We start from the raw sequence: 20,424 nt of genomic DNA on the forward strand, positions 1-20,424 counted from the left end.
TTTGTCTGCTCCATCGGCAACTCCATGAGTAAATGGTTGAGAATGAGCGCAAACAGCTGTGATAGTATTGGTACAAAACGCTGCGAGGCTAAAGGAATGCCTGCCAAAGGCGTGGCTCAGGCCCACAGGCAGTTCATCGCAATAGCCCAACGCAAGAAAGCCTCAGAGAAAGGAGACCCAAGTGCTTAACCTACTGCAAGGCTGCAAAGACTTTTTGCATCTTACCCTGTCCAATCCTGAACACTTAGACCCCATTCCCCCACAGCTTATGTATGGACATACCCAGGTCAGTCTCTGGGATACAGGTGCGCTGGTGTTTGAGCCTGCCGATGGCAACAGTCAAAAAGACATAGTGCTTTCAAGTGGGGTGCACGGCAACGAAACGGCGCCCATAGAGCTTTGCAGCAGCCTTATTCAGGACCTGCTGGAAGGGCGGCTGCAGGTAAAAGAGCGGGTATTGTTCCTCATTGGTAACCCCGCTGCCATCAACAATGGCACCCGTATCGTAGATGAAAACATGAACCGGCTTTTTAGCGGTGAACACAGCCGTGGGCCTGGACTCAGTAACCCCGAGCGGATACGTGCTAAAAAGCTTGAGGCCTATGTCACCCGTTTCTTTAAAGAAGGTGCAGCAAAGGGTGAGGGCAGGCAGCGTATTCATTACGATTTGCACACCGCCATTCGTGGCTCCAGGCATGAAAAGTTTGCCATCTACCCCTACCGCCCTGGCCGGGCCTTCAGCGGTGAGCAAATCATGTTCCTGGCGGCGAGTGGCGTGGATACCGTGCTCTTCCACCACGAACCGACCACCACCTTCAGTTATTTCTCATCCGAGTTGTTCCGCGCCGATGCCTTTACCATTGAACTGGGCAAGGTATATCCCATGGGGCAGAACGACATGAGCAAGTTCGCCAATACCCGGGAAATGTTTAAGCGCCTGATTTGTGCACAGCCACTGGAGCTTGCACCTTTTGATGAAGCTCAGGTGAACCTCTATCAGGTCTGCCGGGTCATTAATAAGGAAGCCGATGACTTTGAATTTACCTTCAGCACCGATGTGGAGAACTTTACTTCCTTCCCACGCGGGCACGTAATTGCACGTCAGGGTGGCAAGGATATTTTTGTCGAGCAGGAATCCGAGGCGGTGGTGTTCCCCAACGCCCAGGTGCCCGTTGGTCAGCGCACCGTGATCATGCTGGTTCCCGCGGTAAACCCTCACGTGGAATAAGGCTGTAAAGCAATTAATACATGCAAACGGGGGAAACTTGTCCCCCGTCATAGTGTAATGATTGTCAGGTAGTTTACGTTAACGTAATGTTCATCCCGCGTTTTACATACAGGTCTGCCGTGGGTGGGCCTCAATGATAACAAGAGCAGAATATGAGCAACGCATCAACAAACCAAGAGACAGTGCACAAAGTCTCCTTCCTCGACAGGGAGTCGCTGCACATCCCCATTCTCAAGATCCTTCAGGCGGACGGTACTCCCTACGAGGAAGCCGTTCTGCCGCAAATCGATGAAGCCCTCGCCAAGCGCATTTACGACGCCTGCGTGTTTACCCGTGTGCTGGATGAGCGCATGCTGGGTGCGCAGCGCCAGGGCCGTATCAGTTTTTACATGACCTGTACCGGTGAAGAAGCGGCCATTCTCGGCAGCGCCGCGGCCCTGGATGACAAAGACGTTATCCTGGCCCAATACCGTGAGCACGCCGCCCTGCGTTATCGCGGTTTTACCACCGAGCAGTTTATGAACCAGATGTTCAGCAACGAAAAAGACCTCGGTAAAGGCCGCCAGATGCCCATCCACTACGGCACGGCCGCGCTGCATTATCAAACCATTTCATCGCCACTGGGTACCCAAATCCCACAGGCGACCGGTGTGGGTTACAGCCTTAAGATGAAAGGCGAGCGCAATGTGGCTATTTGCTACTTTGGTGAAGGCGCAGCGTCTGAAGGCGATTTCCACGCAGGCATGAACATGGCTGCCGTGCTCAAGTCTCCGGTGATTTTCTTCTGCCGCAACAATGGCTATGCCATTTCCACCCCCACCGAAGAGCAATTTGCCGGTAACGGTATTGCCAGCCGCGGTGTGGGCTACGGCATGCATACCATCCGCGTAGACGGCAACGACATGCTGGCGGTGCTTGCCGCCACCCAGCAGGCGAGAGCTTATGCGCTCGAGCACAATGCCCCTGTGCTGATTGAAGCCATGACTTACCGTCTTGGCGCTCACTCAACTTCGGATGACCCTTCCGGTTATCGCTCCAAGGAAGAAGAAGCCAAGTGGCGTGAGCACGATCCGGTTAAACGCTTCAAGCTGTGGATGATTAACAAAGGTTGGCTCGCAGAAGCCGATGATGAAGCCATGTACGAGCGTTACCGCGAAGAAGTGCTGGCTGCAGTGAAAGTGGCCGAGAAGATCCCGGCGCCCCGCATCGATGAGATCATTGAGGATGTTTACGATGAGCCCACGCCACTGCTGAAAAAGCAGCTGGAGTCACTGAAGGCTCACGTGAAGAAGTATCCGCAAGCTTATCCAAAAACTGCAGGGAGACTCTAAGCCGTGGCTGAAATGAATATGTTGCAAGCCATCAACAGTGCCCTGCGCATTGCGATGGAAAAAGACCCGACCATGTTGGTATTCGGGGAAGACGTGGGCCACTTTGGCGGCGTGTTTCGCGCGACCTCAGGGCTGCAGGATACCTTTGGCAGAGGCCGTTGCTTTAACACGCCGCTGACCGAGCAGGGTATTGCCGGTTTTGCCAATGGTCTGGCTTCAAATGGCACCACTGCCGTGGCTGAAATCCAGTTCGCCGATTACATCTTCCCGGCATTCGATCAGATTGTGAACGAGAGCGCCAAGTTCCGTTATCGCTCAGGCAATGAGTTCAATGTGGGCGGCCTGGTGTATCGCACTCCCTACGGCGGCGGTATTGCCGGTGGTCATTATCACTCTCAGTCGCCTGAGGCCTATTTCACCCAGACCCCGGGTCTGAAGGTGGTTGTGCCCCGTAACGCCCATCAGGCCAAGGGTTTGCTGCTGGCGTCTATCCGCGACAAAAACCCTGTGGTGTTCTTCGAGCCCAAGCGCCTGTACCGTGCCAGCGTTGGCGAAGTGCCTGAAGGTGATTATGAGCTGCCACTGGGCAAGGCAGAAGTGGTGAAAGAAGGTAAAGACATTACGCTCCTCGCCTGGGGCGCGCAGATGGAAATCGTCGAAAAAGCCGCCGAAATGGCGGAAAAAGAAGGCATTTCCTGTGAAATCATCGACCTTCGCACCCTGTCACCCTGGGATGTGGACACAGTGGCCGAGTCGGTAAAAAAGACCGGCCGTTTGCTCATTAACCACGAAGCGCCGCTTACTGGTGGCTTTGCCGGCGAAATCGCCGCGACCATTCAGGAAGAGTGCTTCCTGTATCTGGAGTCGCCCATCGCCCGGGTGTGTGGTTTGGATACCCCGTATCCGCTTATCCACGAAAAAGAATACATGCCGGATGCGCTCAAGACCTTTGAAGCCATCAAGGCCTGCGTCAACTTCTAGGAGCCCGGTATGATTAGAGATTTTATTTTGCCGGACATCGGTGAAGGTGTGGTCGAGTGTGAGCTGGTTGAATGGCTGGTGAAAGAAGGCGACCACATTGCCGAAGATCAGCCCATTTGCGACGTGATGACCGACAAGGCCCTGGTGCAAATTCCGGCGCCGTTTGCTGGTGTTGTCAGCAAGCTTTATTACGCCAAGGGTGAAATCGCCAAGGTGCATGCACCCTTGTATGCGGTGGAAATCGAAGGCGAAGGCGCCGATGCGCCAGCGGCTCCGGTTGAAACCATTGCTGAAGCCACACCGGCTGCGCCCGTTGCCACGGCCGTTGCAGCGAGTGCCGGTAAGCAGGTGGAAGATTTCCTGCTGCCCGATATTGGTGAAGGCATTGTGGAATGTGAGCTGGTCGAGTGGCTGGTAAACGAAGGCGATATGGTAGAAGAAGATCAGCCCATTGCTGACGTGATGACCGATAAGGCGCTGGTGCAAATTCCCGCCCTCAAGGCCGGTAAAATTGTCACCCTGCATTATCGCAAGGGCCAACTTGCCAAGGTGCATGCGCCGCTTTACGCCATCGAGGTGGACGCTGAGCATCCGGTAGCCACAGCTGCCGAAGCGACTGCCGTGTCAGCTGCCGCTGCAGTAACCAGCCACCTCGAGCATGTTGCTCCGGCCACCGCTGCTGTTAACGGCAATGGCAAGGCTCTGGCAAGCCCTGCGGTGCGCCGCATGGCCCGCAGCCTGGATGTGGATTTGTCGCAGGTGCCCGGCAGTGGTAAGCATGGCCGAGTCTATAAAGAAGATATTGAGCAGTATCTGAAGGGCGGCGCAGCGCCGGCAGTTCAAGCAGCTGCTCCTCAGGCAGCCGCAGTGGCGGCCCCTGTACAACCTGCGGCAGGTGACAGGGTTGAACCCATTCGCGGCGTAAAAGCCGCGATGGCGCGTCAGATGATGGACTCTGTGTCCAGCATCCCGCACTTTACCTACTGTGAAGAAATTGACCTTACAGATCTCGTTGCTCTGCGCGAGCGCATGAAGGCCAAGTACAGCAGTGACGATGTGAAGCTGACCATGATGCCTTTCTTCATGAAGTCGTTGTCACTGGCACTCACCGAGTTTCCGGTGGTGAACAGTCAGGTGAATGCCGATTGCACTGAGCTGACCTTCAAGGCAAGCCACAACATAGGCATGGCGGTGGACTCCAAAGTGGGCCTGCTGGTGCCTAACGTGAAGGATGTGCAGAGCAAGTCGATACTGGATGTGGCACGCGAAATAACCCGTCTCACTGACGCTGCCCGCAGTGGTCGTGTGAGTCCGGCGGACCTCAAAGGCGGTACCATCTCTATCTCCAACATTGGCGCCCTGGGTGGCACTGTGGCGACGCCTATCATCAATAAGCCTGAGGTGGCCATTGTGGCGCTCGGTAAGTTGCAGACACTGCCGCGCTTTGCCGCCGATGGCAGCGTGCAGGCACGCAAGATAATGCAGGTGAGCTGGAGCGGCGATCACCGCGTTATCGATGGTGGCACCATTGCCCGTTTCTGCAACCTGTGGAAGCAGTATCTGGAGCAACCGGAAGATATGCTGTTGGCCATGCGCTGATAATTGCGTACGCTTCATCAAAGGACGCCGCAGGCGTCCTTTGTTTTTTCGTATGGTTGATGGGCCCGTACTCAACTCCCCCGGAGAAAACACCTTAATCTTTTGGTCGGGTTTTCGTATAATGCGCCCAAGTTGTGTGATGTTGGAATTACCATGAGTCAGCAAGCCCCTATTCTGGAACCCATTCAGTATCCATTTCCTGCCAAGCCGATTCCGCTTTCGGATGTGCAAAAGCTGGAATACAAAGAAAAAATCAAGGCGCTTTTGAAAGCTCGGGATGCCGTGCTGGTAGCGCACTATTACACAGATCCCGAAATCCAGGCTCTCGCAGAAGAAACCGGCGGCTGTGTATCTGATTCTCTGGAAATGGCACGCTTTGGCCGCGATCACCCCGCCAAGACGCTTATCGTCGCCGGTGTGAAGTTCATGGGTGAAACCGCCAAAATCTTAAGCCCGGAAAAAACCGTGCTGATGCCGACGCTGGAAGCCACCTGTTCGTTGGATGTGGGTTGCCCCATCGAGACCTTCAGTGCGTTCTGTGATGCGCACCCCGACCACACTGTGGTGGTGTACGCCAACACCTCGGCGGCGGTAAAAGCCCGTGCAGACTGGGTAGTAACCTCAAGCATTGCCCTCGAAATCGTTGAGCACCTGGACAGCGAAGGCAAGAAAATCATCTGGGGCCCGGACAGACACCTTGGCAGCTACATCGCCAAACAAACCGGCGCCGAGATGCTCCTGTGGCAGGGCGAGTGTATTGTTCACGATGAGTTCAAAGCCAAGGCGCTGCGAGAGCTTAAAATCCAGTACCCAGATGCTGCCGTACTGGTGCACCCTGAGTCACCCGCCAGTGTGGTGGAGATGGCCGATGCGGTGGGCTCAACCAGCCAGCTGATTAAAGCGGCGCAAACCTTGCCAAACGACACCTTTATCGTGGCCACCGACAAGGGCATCTTCTACAAGATGCAGCAGGCCGCGCCCGGTAAGACATTGATTGAAGCCCCAACCGGCGGCAATGGCGCCACCTGTAAGAGCTGTGCCCACTGTCCCTGGATGGCGATGAATGGTCTTAAAGCCATTGAGGCAGCGCTCAGCGCCAAGGATGCCAGTGCCCACGAGATTTTTGTTGATGATGCACTGCGCGAAAGGGCGAAACTGCCGCTTGATCGTATGCTGGACTTTGCCAAAACCCTCAATATGCAGGTGAAGGGCAACGCCTGATACTCGCAGCGTCAGCCTGAAATATGATCTACTCCACAAAAACCGCTTCGGCGGTTTTTTTATAAGCATACCAAGACCAATTGGGTATATGCCGACTACACTTAGCCTTCTAGAATCCATAATGCCCCTATTTCAGGTGCGTCTTTATTAGTTTAAAGGGAACCTATATGAACATGCCATGGATTGCCAATCTCAGTATGAAACTCAAACTTATGTTGGTGTTCATGCCACCTTTGTTGGGCTTTGTCATTTTTGGTGGCATTCTTCTCAACGATAAAATTGACGAGTCCAACTCTCTCCAAAAAGTACAGCAATTAACAGAACTTGCTGTCATCAACAGTGCCCTGGTGCATGAGCTGCAAAAAGAGCGCGGCATGAGCGCAGGTTTTTTGGGCTCCAGGGGGCAGAATTTCAAGGCTCAATTGCCTTCACAACGCAGTTTGACCGATGAGAAACTGCGTACATTCACCCAATACGTGAAGGGAAAGCAGTTTGCCAGCCATGTGCAGGAAGAAGTGCAGGGGGCCGCGGCTGAACTTGGCAGACTGGCAAGCATACGTGGTCAGGTGGAAGGCCTGAGCATTTCAGTTGCAGACGAGGTCGCTTATTACACGGGCCTTAACAAACGCCTGCTTGGCATAGTCGATGACATAGTGCATGAAGGCGGTGATAAGAGAATCGCCGTGGCTTCTGCTGCCTTCAGTGCTTATCTGCAAATGAAGGAGCGCGCTGGTATAGAGAGAGCCGTGCTTTCCTCCACGTTCGGCAATGACGGTTTTAAGCCCGGTGTATATACCCGGGCAGTAAGGTTGATGTCGGAGCAGGATACCTATGCGGAGCGTTTCGATGCGCTCGCAACCGACGATTGGCGCCGCGATTGGCAGCGCACGTTACAAAGCCCTGAAATTGCAGAAGTAAGCCGTTACCGGGAGCTGGCCTTAAGCCAGGATAATCAGGCCATCGCCAAAACGTCTCCCGAGGACTGGTTTAAGGCATCCACCGCGCGGATTAACTTGCTTTACAGTTTTGAAAACGTCCTGGCAAAGAGTCTGGATGACCTGACAGATGCCCGTTTACAAGCCGCCAATTGGCAAATGACGCTGATGATGATCTCGTTGGTAGCTGTGCTCGCTTTGGTCGCCCTGACCGGACTGTCAGTAATGGGATATCTCAATCGCGCGGTGGTACATATTGAAAGTCAGATGCGCCGTGCCCGTGAAGAATTTGATTTGGCAACCCGCATCAAGGTAGACAGCGCCGATGAATTAGGCCGCCTTGGCGATGCATTTAACGGCATGATGACCGATTTTGAGGCTGTTATACATCAGGTTAAAACCAACAGCCTGAAAGTAACCGATGCCGTCAAACGCATGGAAACCCACTCCAATCAGATGCGCCATGATGTGGCTCAGGGACATTCCGAAGCAGAGCAGGTTGCATCGGCCATGACCGAAATGAGCGCAACTGTGAGCCAGATTGCATCCAACGCAGTGGAAGCCGCATCCGCGTCCGGCCAAGCCAGTCAGGAAGCCCGTACCGGCAATAAAGAAGTTGGTAACACCGGTAAAACCATCAGTGCACTCGCATCGGAAATTGATGCCGCGGCGGTCGCCATTACGAAGCTTGATACCGATATTCAGGGTATTGTGAGTGTGCTCGAGGTGATAAGCGGGATCGCCGAGCAAACCAATCTGCTGGCACTTAACGCTGCTATTGAAGCGGCAAGGGCAGGGGAAATGGGCCGCGGTTTCGCTGTGGTAGCCGATGAAGTACGATCGCTTGCACAGCGAGCTCAATCTTCCACCACGGATATTCGCACCATGACAGAGCGGCTAAAAGAAGGTGCCAGGGTTGCGGTGGACGCTATGTCACGCGGCCAGACCCAGGCGCAGGCGAGTGTCCAGGAAGTCAATCATGCCGGTGAAGAGCTAAGACGCATCGTGGATTATGTGAGTGTGATTGACAGCATGAATGAGCAGATCGCAGCGGCGACCCACGAGCAAAGCGCGGTCGCTGAAGAAGTGAATCGGAATGCGCTCAGGATTAGTGAAATTTATCAGAATACCCACCAGGTCGCCGACGAACTTGGCCGCATCAATGATGATTTGCTGAGTGCCGTGGATGCCATGGGTAAGGAAGTCAGCAAATTTTCTTTAAGTCGCGGCTGATTGATTCATTCGCAAGACGTAAAAAAATGCCGTTGTTTCTATTGGTAAAAAGCGGACTTAAGCCCGCTTTTTTGTTGTCTTGAGTTTACGCCTGCTGGTGCGAGTGTATTTGATGATAAGCCGCTCCCCCGAAATGGACCAAAGAAAGGGGATATGGCACACAGACCCAAACAGATTTTATCGCCCGTAAAAAGCCTTTGATACTTTGATAAATAACCAAAATGATCGTTATCTCACCGCTTTGCTCAGCAAGTATGCAAACGATAAAATTTATTGGCTTTTTGCTTGACCCTTTAAGGGCATTTGCGTAAAGTACCGCTCCGTCGACAGGGGAAAGCGAAACGCTGACTGCCGATAACAATTTGGTGAGGTGTCCGAGTGGCCGAAGGAGCACGCCTGGAAAGTGTGTATACGGAAACGTATCGAGGGTTCGACTCCCTCCCTCACCGCCACATTTAAAGAACGGGAATCAGTAACTTACTGGTTCCCGTTTTTGCTTTGTGGCAAATGTGTGGCAAAATTCGCGTTTCCCAGTCCGCTTCTGTCCGCTTCTGTCCGCCTCAAAGCCCAGCATGGCCGAAATCTTATCAGCCTTCCTCTATTTTACTTTATCCTTAGGTCTCTAAAAGTCGACCTTAAAAAGTCCAAAATCAAAAAACCATAAGAATGCTCAAATAAAAAAGCCCGGGGTTAGCCGGGCTTTTTGCTTGGGTTTACTCACTGCATTGTTCACTTCTACAAGCCGCTTGGGCGTTGGGTTGATTACCCAAGCTGCAGTGTATGTCGTTCAAGTGGGCGTGTATCTGTGACAGCGTTAGCCGCTAGTCATTGATGTGGGCACAGCGGCCAAACTCGGCGCCGGCCTGAACGGCCTGAACCACTTGTTTGGGGAACGACAGTTCGCGATCTGTGCCGTTATCGCATACGAAGGCTTTGTTCTGATCCACCGCAAAGCTGATGGTGGCACCGGCAAGGCCGCCCATCATTTCGGAGCCGTTGGCACTGAGACCAAAGGGGTTATCCATGGTGCTTTGTGAGGCTTCTACAACGCCTTGTTTGCCGAAGAATTGCTTAAGGTTAATCCAACCCATGCCATCGATGTAGAGGCCGCCAACGATACCGCTGAAGAGGCCGCCGGCACGCACAGAGATCATCGACAGATCTTCAGTGGCATCGAGTGCAACCATAGGTGGCAAGCCGACCAGCGGCACCAATGTCTCGTGGGTATAGCCCTGGGCGCAGAGGTTACCGAGGAAGAAGTGGTTGAATGGCACCTGCTCACACCAGCGCAGTGTGCCAAGTTCGGTCACTGTGTCGGTGGTTGTGTCCCAAATCTTCAGGCCCTGGGCGCTGCCAAAGCCGATGCGCTTGCCATCTGCTGACATAACAGAGATGTCGCGGGCGCCGAAGCGACTGTAGGTGTCAACAAACTGGCCGTTCACCCATGCCACCTGCTTGTAGCCTGAGTTGGTGCCGGTAATGGTTTCGCCGTTACCAGAAACTCGGTCAGCACGTACCCACTGCACTGTGCCTGGCAGATCGTAAGGCAGCTGGACCATACCTTGCTTTTTGGTCCACTTGAATGGTACGACTTCGTGCTTGCCTGAAGTTTGGCAGTTGCCGTTGCCATCCATGTCGCGGTATGCGGTACCAACGACTGTGTTACCGGTATCGTCCATATCCCATGGGTAGGAGGCGTTGGTGCCTGAAGTACCACCGCCGCCGCAGGTATTGCCGTTAAGATCGCCAATCGGGGTCAGCTTGTTACTGCTGAGATCCCAAATGGCCGCTTCGCCAATGCCGTTACCCGTGAAATCGGCCATGACAGTGGCCTTGGTGGCGTTCTTGTTCATGGCAGCAGTACCGGCCTTAACCGCAGGGCCTGCCGGATGCAGCTGGAACACGGCTTTCTTGGTACTGTCGTACAGGAAAGGCACTGAGCCTGTGATCCCCATGGCCTGCTTACCGTTTTTGGCGTGATCCATCACAAAGGCCTGCACCAGCGGGGTGTACTGAATACCATCGGTATAACCGTTGAAATACAGGCTCACTTCCTTGGTTTCGCCGCCTGCAACCACGATTGGGGTCACTGCGCAGGCGTCATCCAGTGCAGGATTGGCGCTTTCACCTTCGTTCCAATATTCGGCTTCTGAAACGATGGCGGTTTGTCTGGTGGGGTAACCACCAGCCTTGATGGATTCGGTATACAGCACGTAGCGGCCGCCCGGGGTCAGACCGTTGATAACAAATTTGCCATCGGGGCCCACTTTGCCCTGAGTCAGGTTACCTGACTGCTGGGTGATCACGTCATACAGTGGGTTGTCCAGGTTACGGGCAACCATGTTCACGCCTGAATACTCAATGCCTTCCTTGGTGTACAGGGTACCGCTGATGCTGCCGTAGGACGTTTTGTAATCAGGGGTAGGGTACAGATCCGAGATATTCACGATATCGTCTTTGATGTTCACCGTGTGCTGGTTGGCACCCTGAGCGCCGCGCACGTTAATGAAGGGGAACATAGTTTCAATCGTGTCCGGGGCAATTTGGCTGGCGCTGGTATAGGTGTTCACACCGGCACAACCTGGCACGCCGTCGTACTGTGGGCTGTAGGCGGCTGACATATAAGTCAGTTGGCCGTTGGCCTGTGAGTGCGACATGTTGATGGCGTGGCCAAACTCGTGGGTGAATACGCCGCCCACTTGCTTGCCTTCGGTATCGCTAACATCCACAAACCAGCCGTTCATCAGCGCGGTCGCTTCGGTGATTTCTCCCGTTTCTTCATTGGCCCACTCAGGAAAGGCGATACCCAGTACCTGATTGCGGGGGATCCCGAAATATTGCTCGAGAATTTGACCATCGGTGTCGTAGTTCACCCAAAAGCCGTAACCGTTTTCGGCGTTGTAGATTTGGTCGACGTTGGTTTCGTTTACGTCGGCAATGCCGGTTTTCTCGGCAATGGTGCCCTGAACTGTCATGGCGAAGGTAGAAGTGGCCACGTTGGTCCACTCGGCCACCGCGTCGGCTGTGACCTTGTTGGCCTGCTCAATAGTCAAAAAGGCAGTGCCATCATAGTCGATGGTGAAGGCCTGGGCAGTGCCACCGTCTTTGGTGGGCACAACCGGGCCACCATCGGTATACACCGGGATAGCACCCTTGGTGGTATCCCACTTGTAGGGCTGCATGGTCTTATCATGGATGTACAGCGGGCCGCCGGCGAAGGCGCTGCTAGCCAGCATGGCCAAAGACACGGCGGTGGCGATTTTGGTCGATTTCATTGTTATTGTCCTCCGGCCAGTTTGCCCACAAGGCCCATAAATGTGGCCGAGTCAACGGCGCCATTGGTGGTCAGCAAATTCGCTTCTTCAGGGCTCAGACCCTGCGCGGTCATGTCTTCAAACAGACCAAGGTTACCCAGCTGGTTTTGTACCTTGCCGTTGCTTACCACAAACTTGCCCTGCTCCAGGCCCACGGTAGAGTTTAAACCGCCGCCAAGAGAAGGATTCATAAAGGCGATAACCTGCTCACCCACCTGCCACTTGGCAAAGCCTTCAGGTGATACGCCCAGATAGACCTTGCCGTTACCCATAGACTTGGGCTTGAGCAGACCGAACTGACGGAAGCTGTAGTTGGCACCTTCGGCATACTTGCCTTTCACATCCTGACCCACCTTGATGGTGATTTCGGTGTAAGGGCGGTTTTTGTTATCGAAGCCATCGGTTACCGACAGCACCTGGCCGGCGATGATGTTGGCTGATGCGCTGACCATGTCCTGCAGATTTTGTTTAAGGTGTTTTTGCGCCAGGGCTTGCGGGGCAAGCGCCAGGGAGCCTGCGATGGCAGCTGACAGCACCATTGTCCTGAGCATGTGACCATGTCTCATTCCAAATCCTCCAAAGTTGTTGTAAGAGTTTTATTCCGTTTAGCTGTTAACGCGCTACAAAGGGCATAACATTGCATTAACAGATGCGTTTTAAAACACCACATGCGGGTGGGGTTTGGCACGAGAAAAGTCGTAGCATTTTGTACTTTGCTAATACAAAAGAGACGTCGCTGACTTGCTTAAAAACTAATCGGACCAGCCTAGCAGGCCTGTTATATCGCCTTAGCTGATTGATAATTGGTAACAAAAGGTGTTGCCACTTAAAAAACTTCGCCATTAATGGTTTACTTGGGCAATTCAAACAACAAAGCGTCGGCTTACGACGTCAAAACGCGTTACAGGAAGAACCATGAAGAAGTCTACTCTAGCCATCGCCTTGTCCCTTGCCGGGCTCGTTCTGGGTGGCTGCAACGATGCCACCAATTCATCATCCGCCAGTGCCAATGCCAAGCCTCAGGTTGAAGCCTCCGGCACGCAGACCGCCCAAGCGCAGGATTTTGCCACCTTCAGCGGCCAGTTTATTGAAAACCTGTGGCAAGTGGCGCCCACCTGGGCACTCTACAGCGGTTATCACAAATACGACGGTATTTTAGACGTGGCCGACGAGGCACAGCGTGCCAAAACCCTCGCGTTTGTAAATACCCAGCGTGAGATGCTACAGGCCTTCGATACAACAAAACTCTCTACCAGTGAGTTGATTGACTACCGGCTGATTGAAAATCTTCTCAATAGCGTCGAGTGGGAACAAACCCGCTTTCGTGCCTGGCAGTGGGATCCTTCCGGTTACAATGTGGCCGGCGGTTTTGCACAAATCATTAATGAAGAGTTTGCGCCGCTGGATGAACGTTTGCGGTCTGTGGTGTCTCGCCTTGAGAATGTCCCTGCCTACTATGAAGCGGCGAGAAAAAATATCGACAATCCAACGCTGGAACACACCGAGCTTGCATTGCTGCAGAATCAGGGGGCGTTCTCTGTCTTTAACGATGAGCTTGTCGCCAAGGTGGAGGGTTCCGGCCTGACGGATGCCGAAAAAACTCTGTTCAAACAGCGTTTTGATGCCGCAATTGCCGCAATTAATGAGCATATCACTTGGCTCGAAACACTGAGCAATAACCTTAAAGCCAATGGTGCCCGTGATTTTCGTATTGGCGAAGCGCTCTACGAAGAAAAATTTGCACTGGATATACAGTCGGGTATGACTGCCAAGGCGCTTTACGATAAAGCCAGCGCCGACATGATACGGGTTCATGCAGAAATGGCCCGGATCACCAAAGAGATTTGGGGTAAGTATTTCACCGAGGCCATGCCTGACGACTCCAAGGTCGCGACGCGAATGCTGATTGATAAGCTGTCGGCCAAGCACGTTAAGCGTGAAGACTTTGTGGATGAGGTGAGGGCGCAGATCCCAGAGCTGGTTAAATTCGTTAATGATAAACAGCTTATTACGCTCGATCCCAATAAACCCCTTGTAGTGCGCGAGACCCCGGAATACATGCGCGGCTATGCAGGCGCCTCCATCAGTGCCCCTGGCCCTTACGATAAAGGCGGCAACACTTATTACAACGTAACCCCGCTGGACGGCATGTCCGATGAATCGGCCGAATCTTATCTGCGTGAATATAACCACTGGATTTTGCAGGTACTGAATATCCACGAGGCCATTCCTGGCCACTACACCCAATTGGTGTATTCGAACGAGTCACCAAGTCTGATTAAGAGCCTGTTTGGCAATGGCGCCATGGTAGAAGGCTGGGCGGTTTACACCGAGCGGATGATGCTGGAAGAAGGCTATGGCAACTTTGAGCCGGAAATGTGGCTGATGTACTACAAATGGAACCTGCGGGTGATTGCCAACACCATTTTGGATTACAGCATTCAGGTCAAGGGTATGACACAGGAAGAGGCCATGCAGTTGATGACGGAAGAGGCTTTCCAGCAAGAGGCAGAAGCGGCCGGCAAATGGCGCCGCGCGACATTAAGCCAGGTGCAGCTGACCAGCTATTATGCTGGCTATCGGGAAATCTACGATTTCCGTGAAGAGCTCAAAGCCAAAGCCCCCGAGAGCTTTGATTTGAAGGCATTCCATGAGCGGTTCCTGAGCTTTGGCAGTGCTCCGGTCAAATATATTCGAGAGCTAATGGTGAACTAACCAGCATAGGTTTCATGGTGAAGGGCCGCATTGCGGTCCTTTTTGTTTTAAAGAAAAATCAATAGATAACAAACTATTAACTTAACGAACCAATGTCACATAACAGAACCAAATCTACTTGGCTGGCCCTTCATATCATGTTAATGTAAATAACAACCGTTCGCATTTAGATATGAGTCGTGAAGAAAATACTCTTGGTCGAAGACGATAATGGATTTCGAGAGCTGCTTACCGAGGCTCTCGAGCGGGAAGGTTTGTGTGTATCTGCTGCCACCGATGGCTTTGAAGCCCTCACTCTGATGGAAAAGGATGTGCCGGAACTTATCCTCCTGGACCTGATGATGCCGGGAATGGACGGTTTTTCCATGTTGATGCAACGTAAAAACCAGTTACCCGTGATTGTGATTTCCGCACTCGACAGTGAAGAGGAGCGTATTCGTGGCTATCAGCTGGGCGCCGATGATTTTCTGACCAAACCATTCAGCGTAAAAGAGCTGCTGGTACGTATCCAGGCGCTGGCCAGAAGGCTCAAACGCCAAGATGTACCGGCACACGATGAAGCAGACACACAAATTCATTTTGATGAAACACGCTACACAATTGGTATTGGCGACAGGCAAGTTATGCTTACCCAAACCGAGTTCAAATTGTTTCGTTATTTGTTTGAGCGAAAGGGCCAGGTCGTGACCAAGGCCGAGCTGCAACGCAGTGTGTTGCAAAAAGAGTTTGGCCGTTTTGACCGTAACCTCGATATGCATATCAGCAATACCCGCCGTAAGCTTGCGCAAACCAAGCTGCCACGGAGCATGATAAATACGGTTCGCGGTCAGGGTTACAGCTTCGCCTGTTGTTAATAAGAATTGGCCGCAACGCATTCAAGAACGACTGCTTTTAGGGTATTCTAGGGCATCTTTTCAGGCCCGGTATCGCCGGGCATGTATCCTACACACAGAGCAGGAACAGCAGATGCGGATCAGCGCCAATTTTGACGGCGGCAACATTCAGGTTGTCAGCCTTGACGATCACAACGACATTCAACTGGCGATTCGACCAGACGAAGGTGGCGAGTTCTTTCAGTGGTTTAACTTTCGTATGGAAGGGGAAGTTGGAAACCATTTTCGCCTGAATATCATTAACGCCGCTGCGGCGTCCTACCCGAAAGGTTGGGACGAGTATCAGGCAGTGGGCAGCTACGATCGCCAGAATTGGTTTCGTTTACCCACCCAGTTTCAGGACGGCAAGCTCTCCATCGATGTCACCCTGGATTGCAGCAGTATCCAAATAGCCTATTTCGCCCCATACAGCTACGAGCGTCATTTAGATTTGCTCGCCGCGGTGCAAATGCATCCTTTGGTCGACCTTGAACATCTGGGGCTCACCCTGGATGGCCGGGACATGACCCTGGTCAAAGTGGGTGACGGCGATAGCAACAAGCGCAATATCTGGATAACAGCCCGTCAGCACCCCGGCGAAACCATGGCGGAGTGGTTGGTAGAAGGCTTGCTCAACCGCTTGCTCGACCGTGAAAATGCCACCGCCAAGGCGCTGCTGGACAAAGCCAATTTCTACATTGTGCCCAACATGAACCCGGACGGCAGCGTACGTGGCCATCTGCGTACCAATGCCAAAGGGGTCAACCTCAACCGTGAATGGCAGACCCCATCCCTTGAGCGCAGCCCTGAAGTCTTTTATGTCGTTAATCGCATGAAAGAAACCGGTGTTGATCTTTTCTATGACGTCCACGGTGATGAAGGGCTGCCCTATGTCTTTGTGGCTGGCGCCGAAGGCGTACCTTGCTGGGATGCCCGCCTCGCCGATTTGCAAAAGGAATTCACTGATGTGCTGTGCCTTGCCAGTGCCGATTTCCAAACTGAATTTGGTTATGCCAAAGACGAGCCGGGCAAAGCCAACCTGACGGTGGCGTCCAACTGGGTCGCCCAGACATTTAATTGTCTGTCCAACACCCTGGAAATGCCGTTTAAAGATAACGCCAATCTGCAAGACCCCTTTGTGGGTTGGTCGCCAGAGCGCAGCCAGCAATTGGGTGAGGCGTCACTCATTGCCATGTTGTCCGTTGTAGACAAGCTGAGATAATCACTATGGCGTTAGTGCAATGTCCCATCTGCAACAAGCGGATTTCCAGTAAGGCGCCCCAGTGTCCACACTGCAACACCTCATCAGCAGGCGATAATGATTCGGCGCTGAGAATTGCGCAGATTAAAAAGTCACAGCGCCTCATGAATCAGAGTTTCATCACCATGACCCTGTTTATCGGTGGTGTTGTGGTGCTGTTTTGGGGCGGCGAAGAGCCTGAAGGTGTGCGGCTGACTGCCGGTGCAGTGCTCCTGACCCTGGGGTTTGTGGGGTATCTGTTTACCCGGGTCCAGATGGTAATAAATAAGCGGAAAAGCGTATGAAAGACTTGAATCAGCTGATTGATGAGATGCCATTGGAAGTGTACGAGCGCATGCGTTCGGCCGTAGAGCTTGGCAAGTGGGAAGACGGCAGCGTGCTGACCGAAGCCCAGCGCGAAAATGCTATGCAGGTCGTGATGCTGTATCAGGCCCGCATGCTGGACCAGGACGAACATTTCACCATTGCCCGCGGTGGCAGCATCAATGAGCTGTCCAAAAGCGAGCTGAAACGTCGTATGGCCTCGGACTTCGGTGGTGAGACCATCGCCACCTTCAGTAACGATGAAATCTGATCTGCTCAGTATGCGGTAAAGATAAGAAAGCCGGTCTCAGACCGGCTTTTTATTTTGTTCAATCGCTGGTGAGTTCACCCACAAGATTGGTTTGCATGGCCGCTTTTATGTCTGCCGGAGGCAGATTTTTAGACAGCAGGAAATGCAATTTGGCGAGGCAGGCCTCGATGGTCATGTCGGCGCCACTGATAACACCGGCGCGGGCGAGGGCGTTACCGGTTGCATAGCCGCCCATATTCACTTTGCCCTGGAAACACTGTGTCAGGTTCACCAGTACCACACCCCGTTCGTCCGCTTCTTTGAGTGTATTAAGCAGTGCCGGATCCTGAGGCGCGTTGCCTACGCCAAAGGTCAGTAAAATCAGCGCCTTTACCGGCTGCCGCAGTACGTTGATGAAAATATCGGTGGAGATGCCGGGGTACAGAGTAACCACACCCACAGGCTGCGGAGAAATACAGGCTACTTCCAATTGTCCTGTGGTTTCACGGGTGATTTTACCAGCCTTCAGGTTAATGGTTATTCCGGCTTCAAGCAGCAAGGGGAAGTTTGGCGAGGCAAAGGCATCAAAACCATCGGCGTGTGCCTTGGTGGTGCGATTGCCGCGAAACAGCTTGTTATTGAAAAATAAACATACTTCGGCCACCGGGTAACGGGCGGCAATATACAGGGCATTCAGCAGATTGGTTTGCCCGTCGGAGCGAAGCTGGGCGAGGGGGATTTGCGAGCCTGTCACTATCACTGGCTTACTCAGTCCCTGCAGCATAAAGGACAGCGCCGACGCCGTGTAGGCCATGGTGTCTGTGCCATGGAGGATGACAAAGCCATCGTACTTGTCATAGTTATCGCGGATATCATCGGCAATCATCTGCCAGTGGGCCGGCGACATGTTGGATGAATCAATCAGCGGGTCATACTCGTGGATCACGAACTCCGGCATTTCTTCGTGATAAAACTCCGGCATGGATTGAACACACTGGGTGAGAAAGCCGGCTACTGGCGCAAAGCCATTGGCGGTTTTCTGCATGCCGATGGTACCGCCGGTATAGGCGACATAGATGGAGGGCTTTTTCATGGGTGAGGTGACTGCTGTTTGATTTTGACCGAATTATAAGGATCCCGGCGCCTAAACGAAACCTCGCGGGCACATTCAGTGAGAGATTCAGTTACAAATTCAGTGGTAACACAAGACGACCAAAGAAAAACCCGGCATGAGCCGGGTTTTTACTGTTCAGCGCTGACTTATTGCAGTTGGCAATATTCGCAGTAGAGGTAGACCCCTTTGGGGTCGTCAAAGCGGGCGATTTCCTGCAAGGTCCTGGTCCAAACACGCAGCAGGGATTGCACCACATCACTCTGTTGTGTCTGCTGTGGCAGCCAGGCCGAGGCAGAGGCAAACATCTCCTGTATAAACAGCTCTTCAGGGGACATCTGCTGCTCAATCAACTGAATATCAAAGGTCGCCATGCCGGCAAGTTCGGCGGCTTTGGCCAGTGCCTGTGGCATATCACCAATTTCGTCTACCAGGCCCAGATCCAGTGCCTTCTTTCCGCTCCATACGCGACCCTGAGCGATGGCATCGACCTGCTCCAGGGTCATGTCGCGTTCATTGGCGACCAGAGTGATAAATTCCTTGTAACCACGCTCGATATTGCGCTGAATGGCGGATTCGAGCTTGGGTGACAAGGGGCGGAAGGGTGAGTGTGCGGCCCATTCACTGGTGGCGACGCCGTCGGCATGCACACCAATGGCTGCCAATGAGTCTTCAAAAGTGGTCATCAGGCCAAAGATGCCAATGGAGCCTGTAAGTGTCGTGGGCGTCGCGTAAATGTAATCGGCACTGGCTGAAATCCAGTAACCTCCGGAGGCCGCCATACTGCCCATGCTCACGACCACAGGTTTACCCGCAGCCTTGAGTGCCAGAAGCTCCTGGCGTATTTCTTCTGAGGCAAAAGCACTGCCGCCTGGGCTGTCTACACGCAAAACCAGGGCCTTGATGGAATCATCAAAACGGGCATCACGAATTAACTGGGACGTACTCTTGCCGCCGATATCGCCGGGCGCCTGGAAACCGTTGAGTATGGTGCCTTTAGCAACGATAACGCCCACGCTGTCTACCGGCATAAACTGTGGCTGAGGTTTCACCAGCTTGTGATATTCGTGGAAACCCACCTGACGGAAGCTGTGCTCTTCTTTGTCTTCCCCTACAAGTTCAACCATGGCGGAGCGAAACGCCTCGTCACTCATCAGGGCATCTACCCAACGCTGCTTTACCGCAAGTGCGGCACTGTCACCGTCGTTGGCATCCAGTCGCGCAAGATAAGTGTCTGCATCCAATACCAGCTCACTGGTTTCGATACCGCGGTTTTTCGCAACCGTATCGGCATAGCTACCCCAGAGATCGTCAATCAAGAGTTGGGTGGCTTCTCTGGCCGCCGGTGACATATCGTCGCGAATATAAGGTTCAACCGCCGACTTGTAGGTACCTACACGGAAAACGTGGGTGTTAACCTTGAGTTTTTCCAAAGCCGACTTGAAATAGAGGTTATAGGCGGCGTAACCGTCGATAAAGACTTCACCACGGGGATTGAGGTAAATCTCATCGGCATAACTTGCGAGGAAATACTGACTGCGGCCGTACCAATCGCCGATAGCCACCACCTTTTTACCGGACTCACGAAAACCTTTCAGGGCCTCGCCGACGGCGGTGAGCTTACTTATTCCTGCGCGCATGTTGCCAAGGTCGAGCACGATAGCGCCGATGCGCTCGTCGTGGGTCGCGTTTTCGATAACATAAAGCACGTCTGAAAGCAGGACTTCAGTATCTTCACTGTTTTGATTGCCCTGACGCATAAGTTGGGTAAAGGGATCTACACGTCTAGCCTGATCGACCAGATTGCCGGATAAGTCCAACACCAGGGCGCTGCCGGATTCAATACGCAGCTCATCTTCCGTGCTTAAAGCGACGATACCAACAATCAACACCAGAATGAGTATTGGAAAAAATACGATATTAATTATTAGTTTACGGATGAAATTTATCGTATTCCAGATAAGAAGCAGGGTGTTTTTTGTTGTCAGGGGTTTTTTGGCCATTCAGCACTCCTATAGTTGACGCTGGACATATGCTACCGCAAATAACTCATTGCGGCGAAATGCAATT

General features: G+C 53.0%; 15 protein-coding genes and 1 tRNA gene. 12 read left to right on the forward strand and 4 right to left on the reverse strand.

All coding sequences use genetic code 11. The features are described from left to right. The first annotated feature begins 181 nt into the window (after window positions 1–181). From astE to K0H79_RS08840, 7 genes are all read left to right on the forward strand, one after another. The gene (astE, locus tag K0H79_RS08810) at window positions 182–1,228 is read left to right on the forward strand and encodes a succinylglutamate desuccinylase (protein WP_220077984.1); all 1,047 of its coding nucleotides are present in this window, start codon (window positions 182–184) and stop codon (window positions 1,226–1,228) included. A gap of 152 nt (window positions 1,229–1,380) precedes the next feature. Continuing rightward, a complete protein-coding gene (locus K0H79_RS08815) occupies window positions 1,381–2,559 on the forward strand; it encodes a thiamine pyrophosphate-dependent dehydrogenase E1 component subunit alpha (RefSeq protein ID WP_220067674.1) in 1,179 nt (392 codons plus the stop codon). Between the two features lie 3 nt (window positions 2,560–2,562). Beyond that, window positions 2,563–3,540 (forward strand): alpha-ketoacid dehydrogenase subunit beta, encoded by a 978-nt coding sequence (locus K0H79_RS08820; protein ID WP_220077985.1) that lies wholly within the window; start codon window positions 2,563–2,565, stop codon window positions 3,538–3,540. Window positions 3,541–3,549: 9 nt separating this feature from the next. Then, window positions 3,550–5,139, forward strand: a complete 1,590-nt coding sequence (locus K0H79_RS08825; protein ID WP_220077986.1) for a dihydrolipoyllysine-residue acetyltransferase — start codon at window positions 3,550–3,552, stop codon at window positions 5,137–5,139. A gap of 153 nt (window positions 5,140–5,292) precedes the next feature. Next, entirely contained in the window at window positions 5,293–6,360 is a 1,068-nt protein-coding gene (nadA, locus tag K0H79_RS08830) for a quinolinate synthase NadA (RefSeq protein WP_220077987.1), read from the forward strand. Between the two features lie 167 nt (window positions 6,361–6,527). Continuing rightward, entirely contained in the window at window positions 6,528–8,528 is a 2,001-nt protein-coding gene (locus K0H79_RS08835; RefSeq protein ID WP_220077988.1) for a methyl-accepting chemotaxis protein, read from the forward strand. Between the two features lie 364 nt (window positions 8,529–8,892). Further along, a tRNA-Ser gene (locus K0H79_RS08840) sits at window positions 8,893–8,980 on the forward strand. Between the two features lie 369 nt (window positions 8,981–9,349). Here the strand turns inward: K0H79_RS08840 and K0H79_RS08845 are convergent. Together K0H79_RS08845 and K0H79_RS08850 are read right to left on the reverse strand one after the other, a co-directional pair. Further along, complete coding sequence (locus tag K0H79_RS08845; RefSeq protein ID WP_220077989.1) at window positions 9,350–11,803, reverse strand: hypothetical protein; 2,454 nt, start codon at window positions 11,801–11,803, stop codon at window positions 9,350–9,352. Window positions 11,804–11,805: 2 nt separating this feature from the next. Beyond that, on the reverse strand, window positions 11,806–12,408 hold the full coding sequence (locus K0H79_RS08850; protein ID WP_220077990.1) for a hypothetical protein: 603 nt from the start codon (window positions 12,406–12,408) through the stop codon (window positions 11,806–11,808). Between the two features lie 349 nt (window positions 12,409–12,757). Between K0H79_RS08850 and K0H79_RS08855 the strand changes: the two genes are divergently transcribed. The 5 genes from K0H79_RS08855 to K0H79_RS08875 all read left to right on the forward strand — a co-directional run bounded on the left by K0H79_RS08855 (window position 12,758) and on the right by K0H79_RS08875 (window position 17,264). Next, window positions 12,758–14,557 (forward strand): DUF885 domain-containing protein, encoded by a 1,800-nt coding sequence (locus K0H79_RS08855; protein ID WP_220077991.1) that lies wholly within the window; start codon window positions 12,758–12,760, stop codon window positions 14,555–14,557. 179 nt (window positions 14,558–14,736) lie between these two features. Further along, a complete protein-coding gene (locus tag K0H79_RS08860; RefSeq protein ID WP_220067680.1) occupies window positions 14,737–15,411 on the forward strand; it encodes a response regulator transcription factor in 675 nt (224 codons plus the stop codon). A 112-nt stretch (window positions 15,412–15,523) separates the two neighbouring features. Further along, a complete protein-coding gene (locus K0H79_RS08865) occupies window positions 15,524–16,651 on the forward strand; it encodes a M14-type cytosolic carboxypeptidase (RefSeq protein WP_220077992.1) in 1,128 nt (375 codons plus the stop codon). 5 nt (window positions 16,652–16,656) lie between these two features. Continuing rightward, window positions 16,657–16,974, forward strand: coding sequence for a zinc ribbon domain-containing protein (locus K0H79_RS08870; RefSeq protein WP_220077993.1), 318 nt, complete (start codon window positions 16,657–16,659; stop codon window positions 16,972–16,974). Next, complete coding sequence (locus K0H79_RS08875) at window positions 16,971–17,264, forward strand: YeaC family protein (protein ID WP_011759834.1); 294 nt, start codon at window positions 16,971–16,973, stop codon at window positions 17,262–17,264. Before K0H79_RS08870 ends, K0H79_RS08875 begins: the two co-directional genes overlap by 4 nt. 58 nt (window positions 17,265–17,322) lie before the next feature. Here the strand turns inward: K0H79_RS08875 and ansA are convergent, their stop codons facing one another. Together ansA and sppA are read right to left on the reverse strand one after the other, a co-directional pair. Beyond that, window positions 17,323–18,336 carry an asparaginase gene (gene ansA / locus K0H79_RS08880; RefSeq protein ID WP_220077994.1) on the reverse strand — a complete coding sequence of 338 codons (1,014 nt, stop codon included), beginning with the start codon at window positions 18,334–18,336 and terminating at the stop codon, window positions 17,323–17,325. A 167-nt stretch (window positions 18,337–18,503) separates the two neighbouring features. After that, the gene (gene sppA / locus K0H79_RS08885; RefSeq protein ID WP_220077995.1) at window positions 18,504–20,357 is read right to left on the reverse strand and encodes a signal peptide peptidase SppA; all 1,854 of its coding nucleotides are present in this window, start codon (window positions 20,355–20,357) and stop codon (window positions 18,504–18,506) included. Between the last annotated feature and the right edge of the window lie 67 nt (window positions 20,358–20,424).

Source organism: Shewanella sp. FJAT-52076 (assembly GCF_019457455.1).
In the GTDB taxonomy this organism is placed as follows: Bacteria; Pseudomonadota; Gammaproteobacteria; order Enterobacterales; family Shewanellaceae; genus Shewanella; species Shewanella zhangzhouensis.

What these genes read in the sequence shown, in the direction of transcription:
- K0H79_RS08815 (WP_220067674.1), top strand. Translation starts at nt 1,381, where the DNA reads ATGAGCAACGCATCAACAAACCAAGAGACAGTGCACAAAGTCTCCTTC.
- K0H79_RS08825 (WP_220077986.1), top strand. Translation starts at nt 3,550, where the DNA reads ATGATTAGAGATTTTATTTTGCCGGACATCGGTGAAGGTGTGGTCGAG.
- nadA (WP_220077987.1), top strand. Translation starts at nt 5,293, where the DNA reads ATGAGTCAGCAAGCCCCTATTCTGGAACCCATTCAGTATCCATTTCCT.
- K0H79_RS08835 (WP_220077988.1), top strand. Translation starts at nt 6,528, where the DNA reads ATGAACATGCCATGGATTGCCAATCTCAGTATGAAACTCAAACTTATG.
- K0H79_RS08845 (WP_220077989.1), bottom strand. Translation starts at nt 11,803, where the DNA reads ATGAAATCGACCAAAATCGCCACCGCCGTGTCTTTGGCCATGCTGGCT.
- K0H79_RS08850 (WP_220077990.1), bottom strand. Translation starts at nt 12,408, where the DNA reads ATGAGACATGGTCACATGCTCAGGACAATGGTGCTGTCAGCTGCCATC.
- K0H79_RS08855 (WP_220077991.1), top strand. Translation starts at nt 12,758, where the DNA reads ATGAAGAAGTCTACTCTAGCCATCGCCTTGTCCCTTGCCGGGCTCGTT.
- K0H79_RS08865 (WP_220077992.1), top strand. Translation starts at nt 15,524, where the DNA reads ATGCGGATCAGCGCCAATTTTGACGGCGGCAACATTCAGGTTGTCAGC.
- K0H79_RS08870 (WP_220077993.1), top strand. Translation starts at nt 16,657, where the DNA reads ATGGCGTTAGTGCAATGTCCCATCTGCAACAAGCGGATTTCCAGTAAG.
- K0H79_RS08875 (WP_011759834.1), top strand. Translation starts at nt 16,971, where the DNA reads ATGAAAGACTTGAATCAGCTGATTGATGAGATGCCATTGGAAGTGTAC.
- ansA (WP_220077994.1), bottom strand. Translation starts at nt 18,336, where the DNA reads ATGAAAAAGCCCTCCATCTATGTCGCCTATACCGGCGGTACCATCGGC.
- sppA (WP_220077995.1), bottom strand. Translation starts at nt 20,357, where the DNA reads ATGGCCAAAAAACCCCTGACAACAAAAAACACCCTGCTTCTTATCTGG.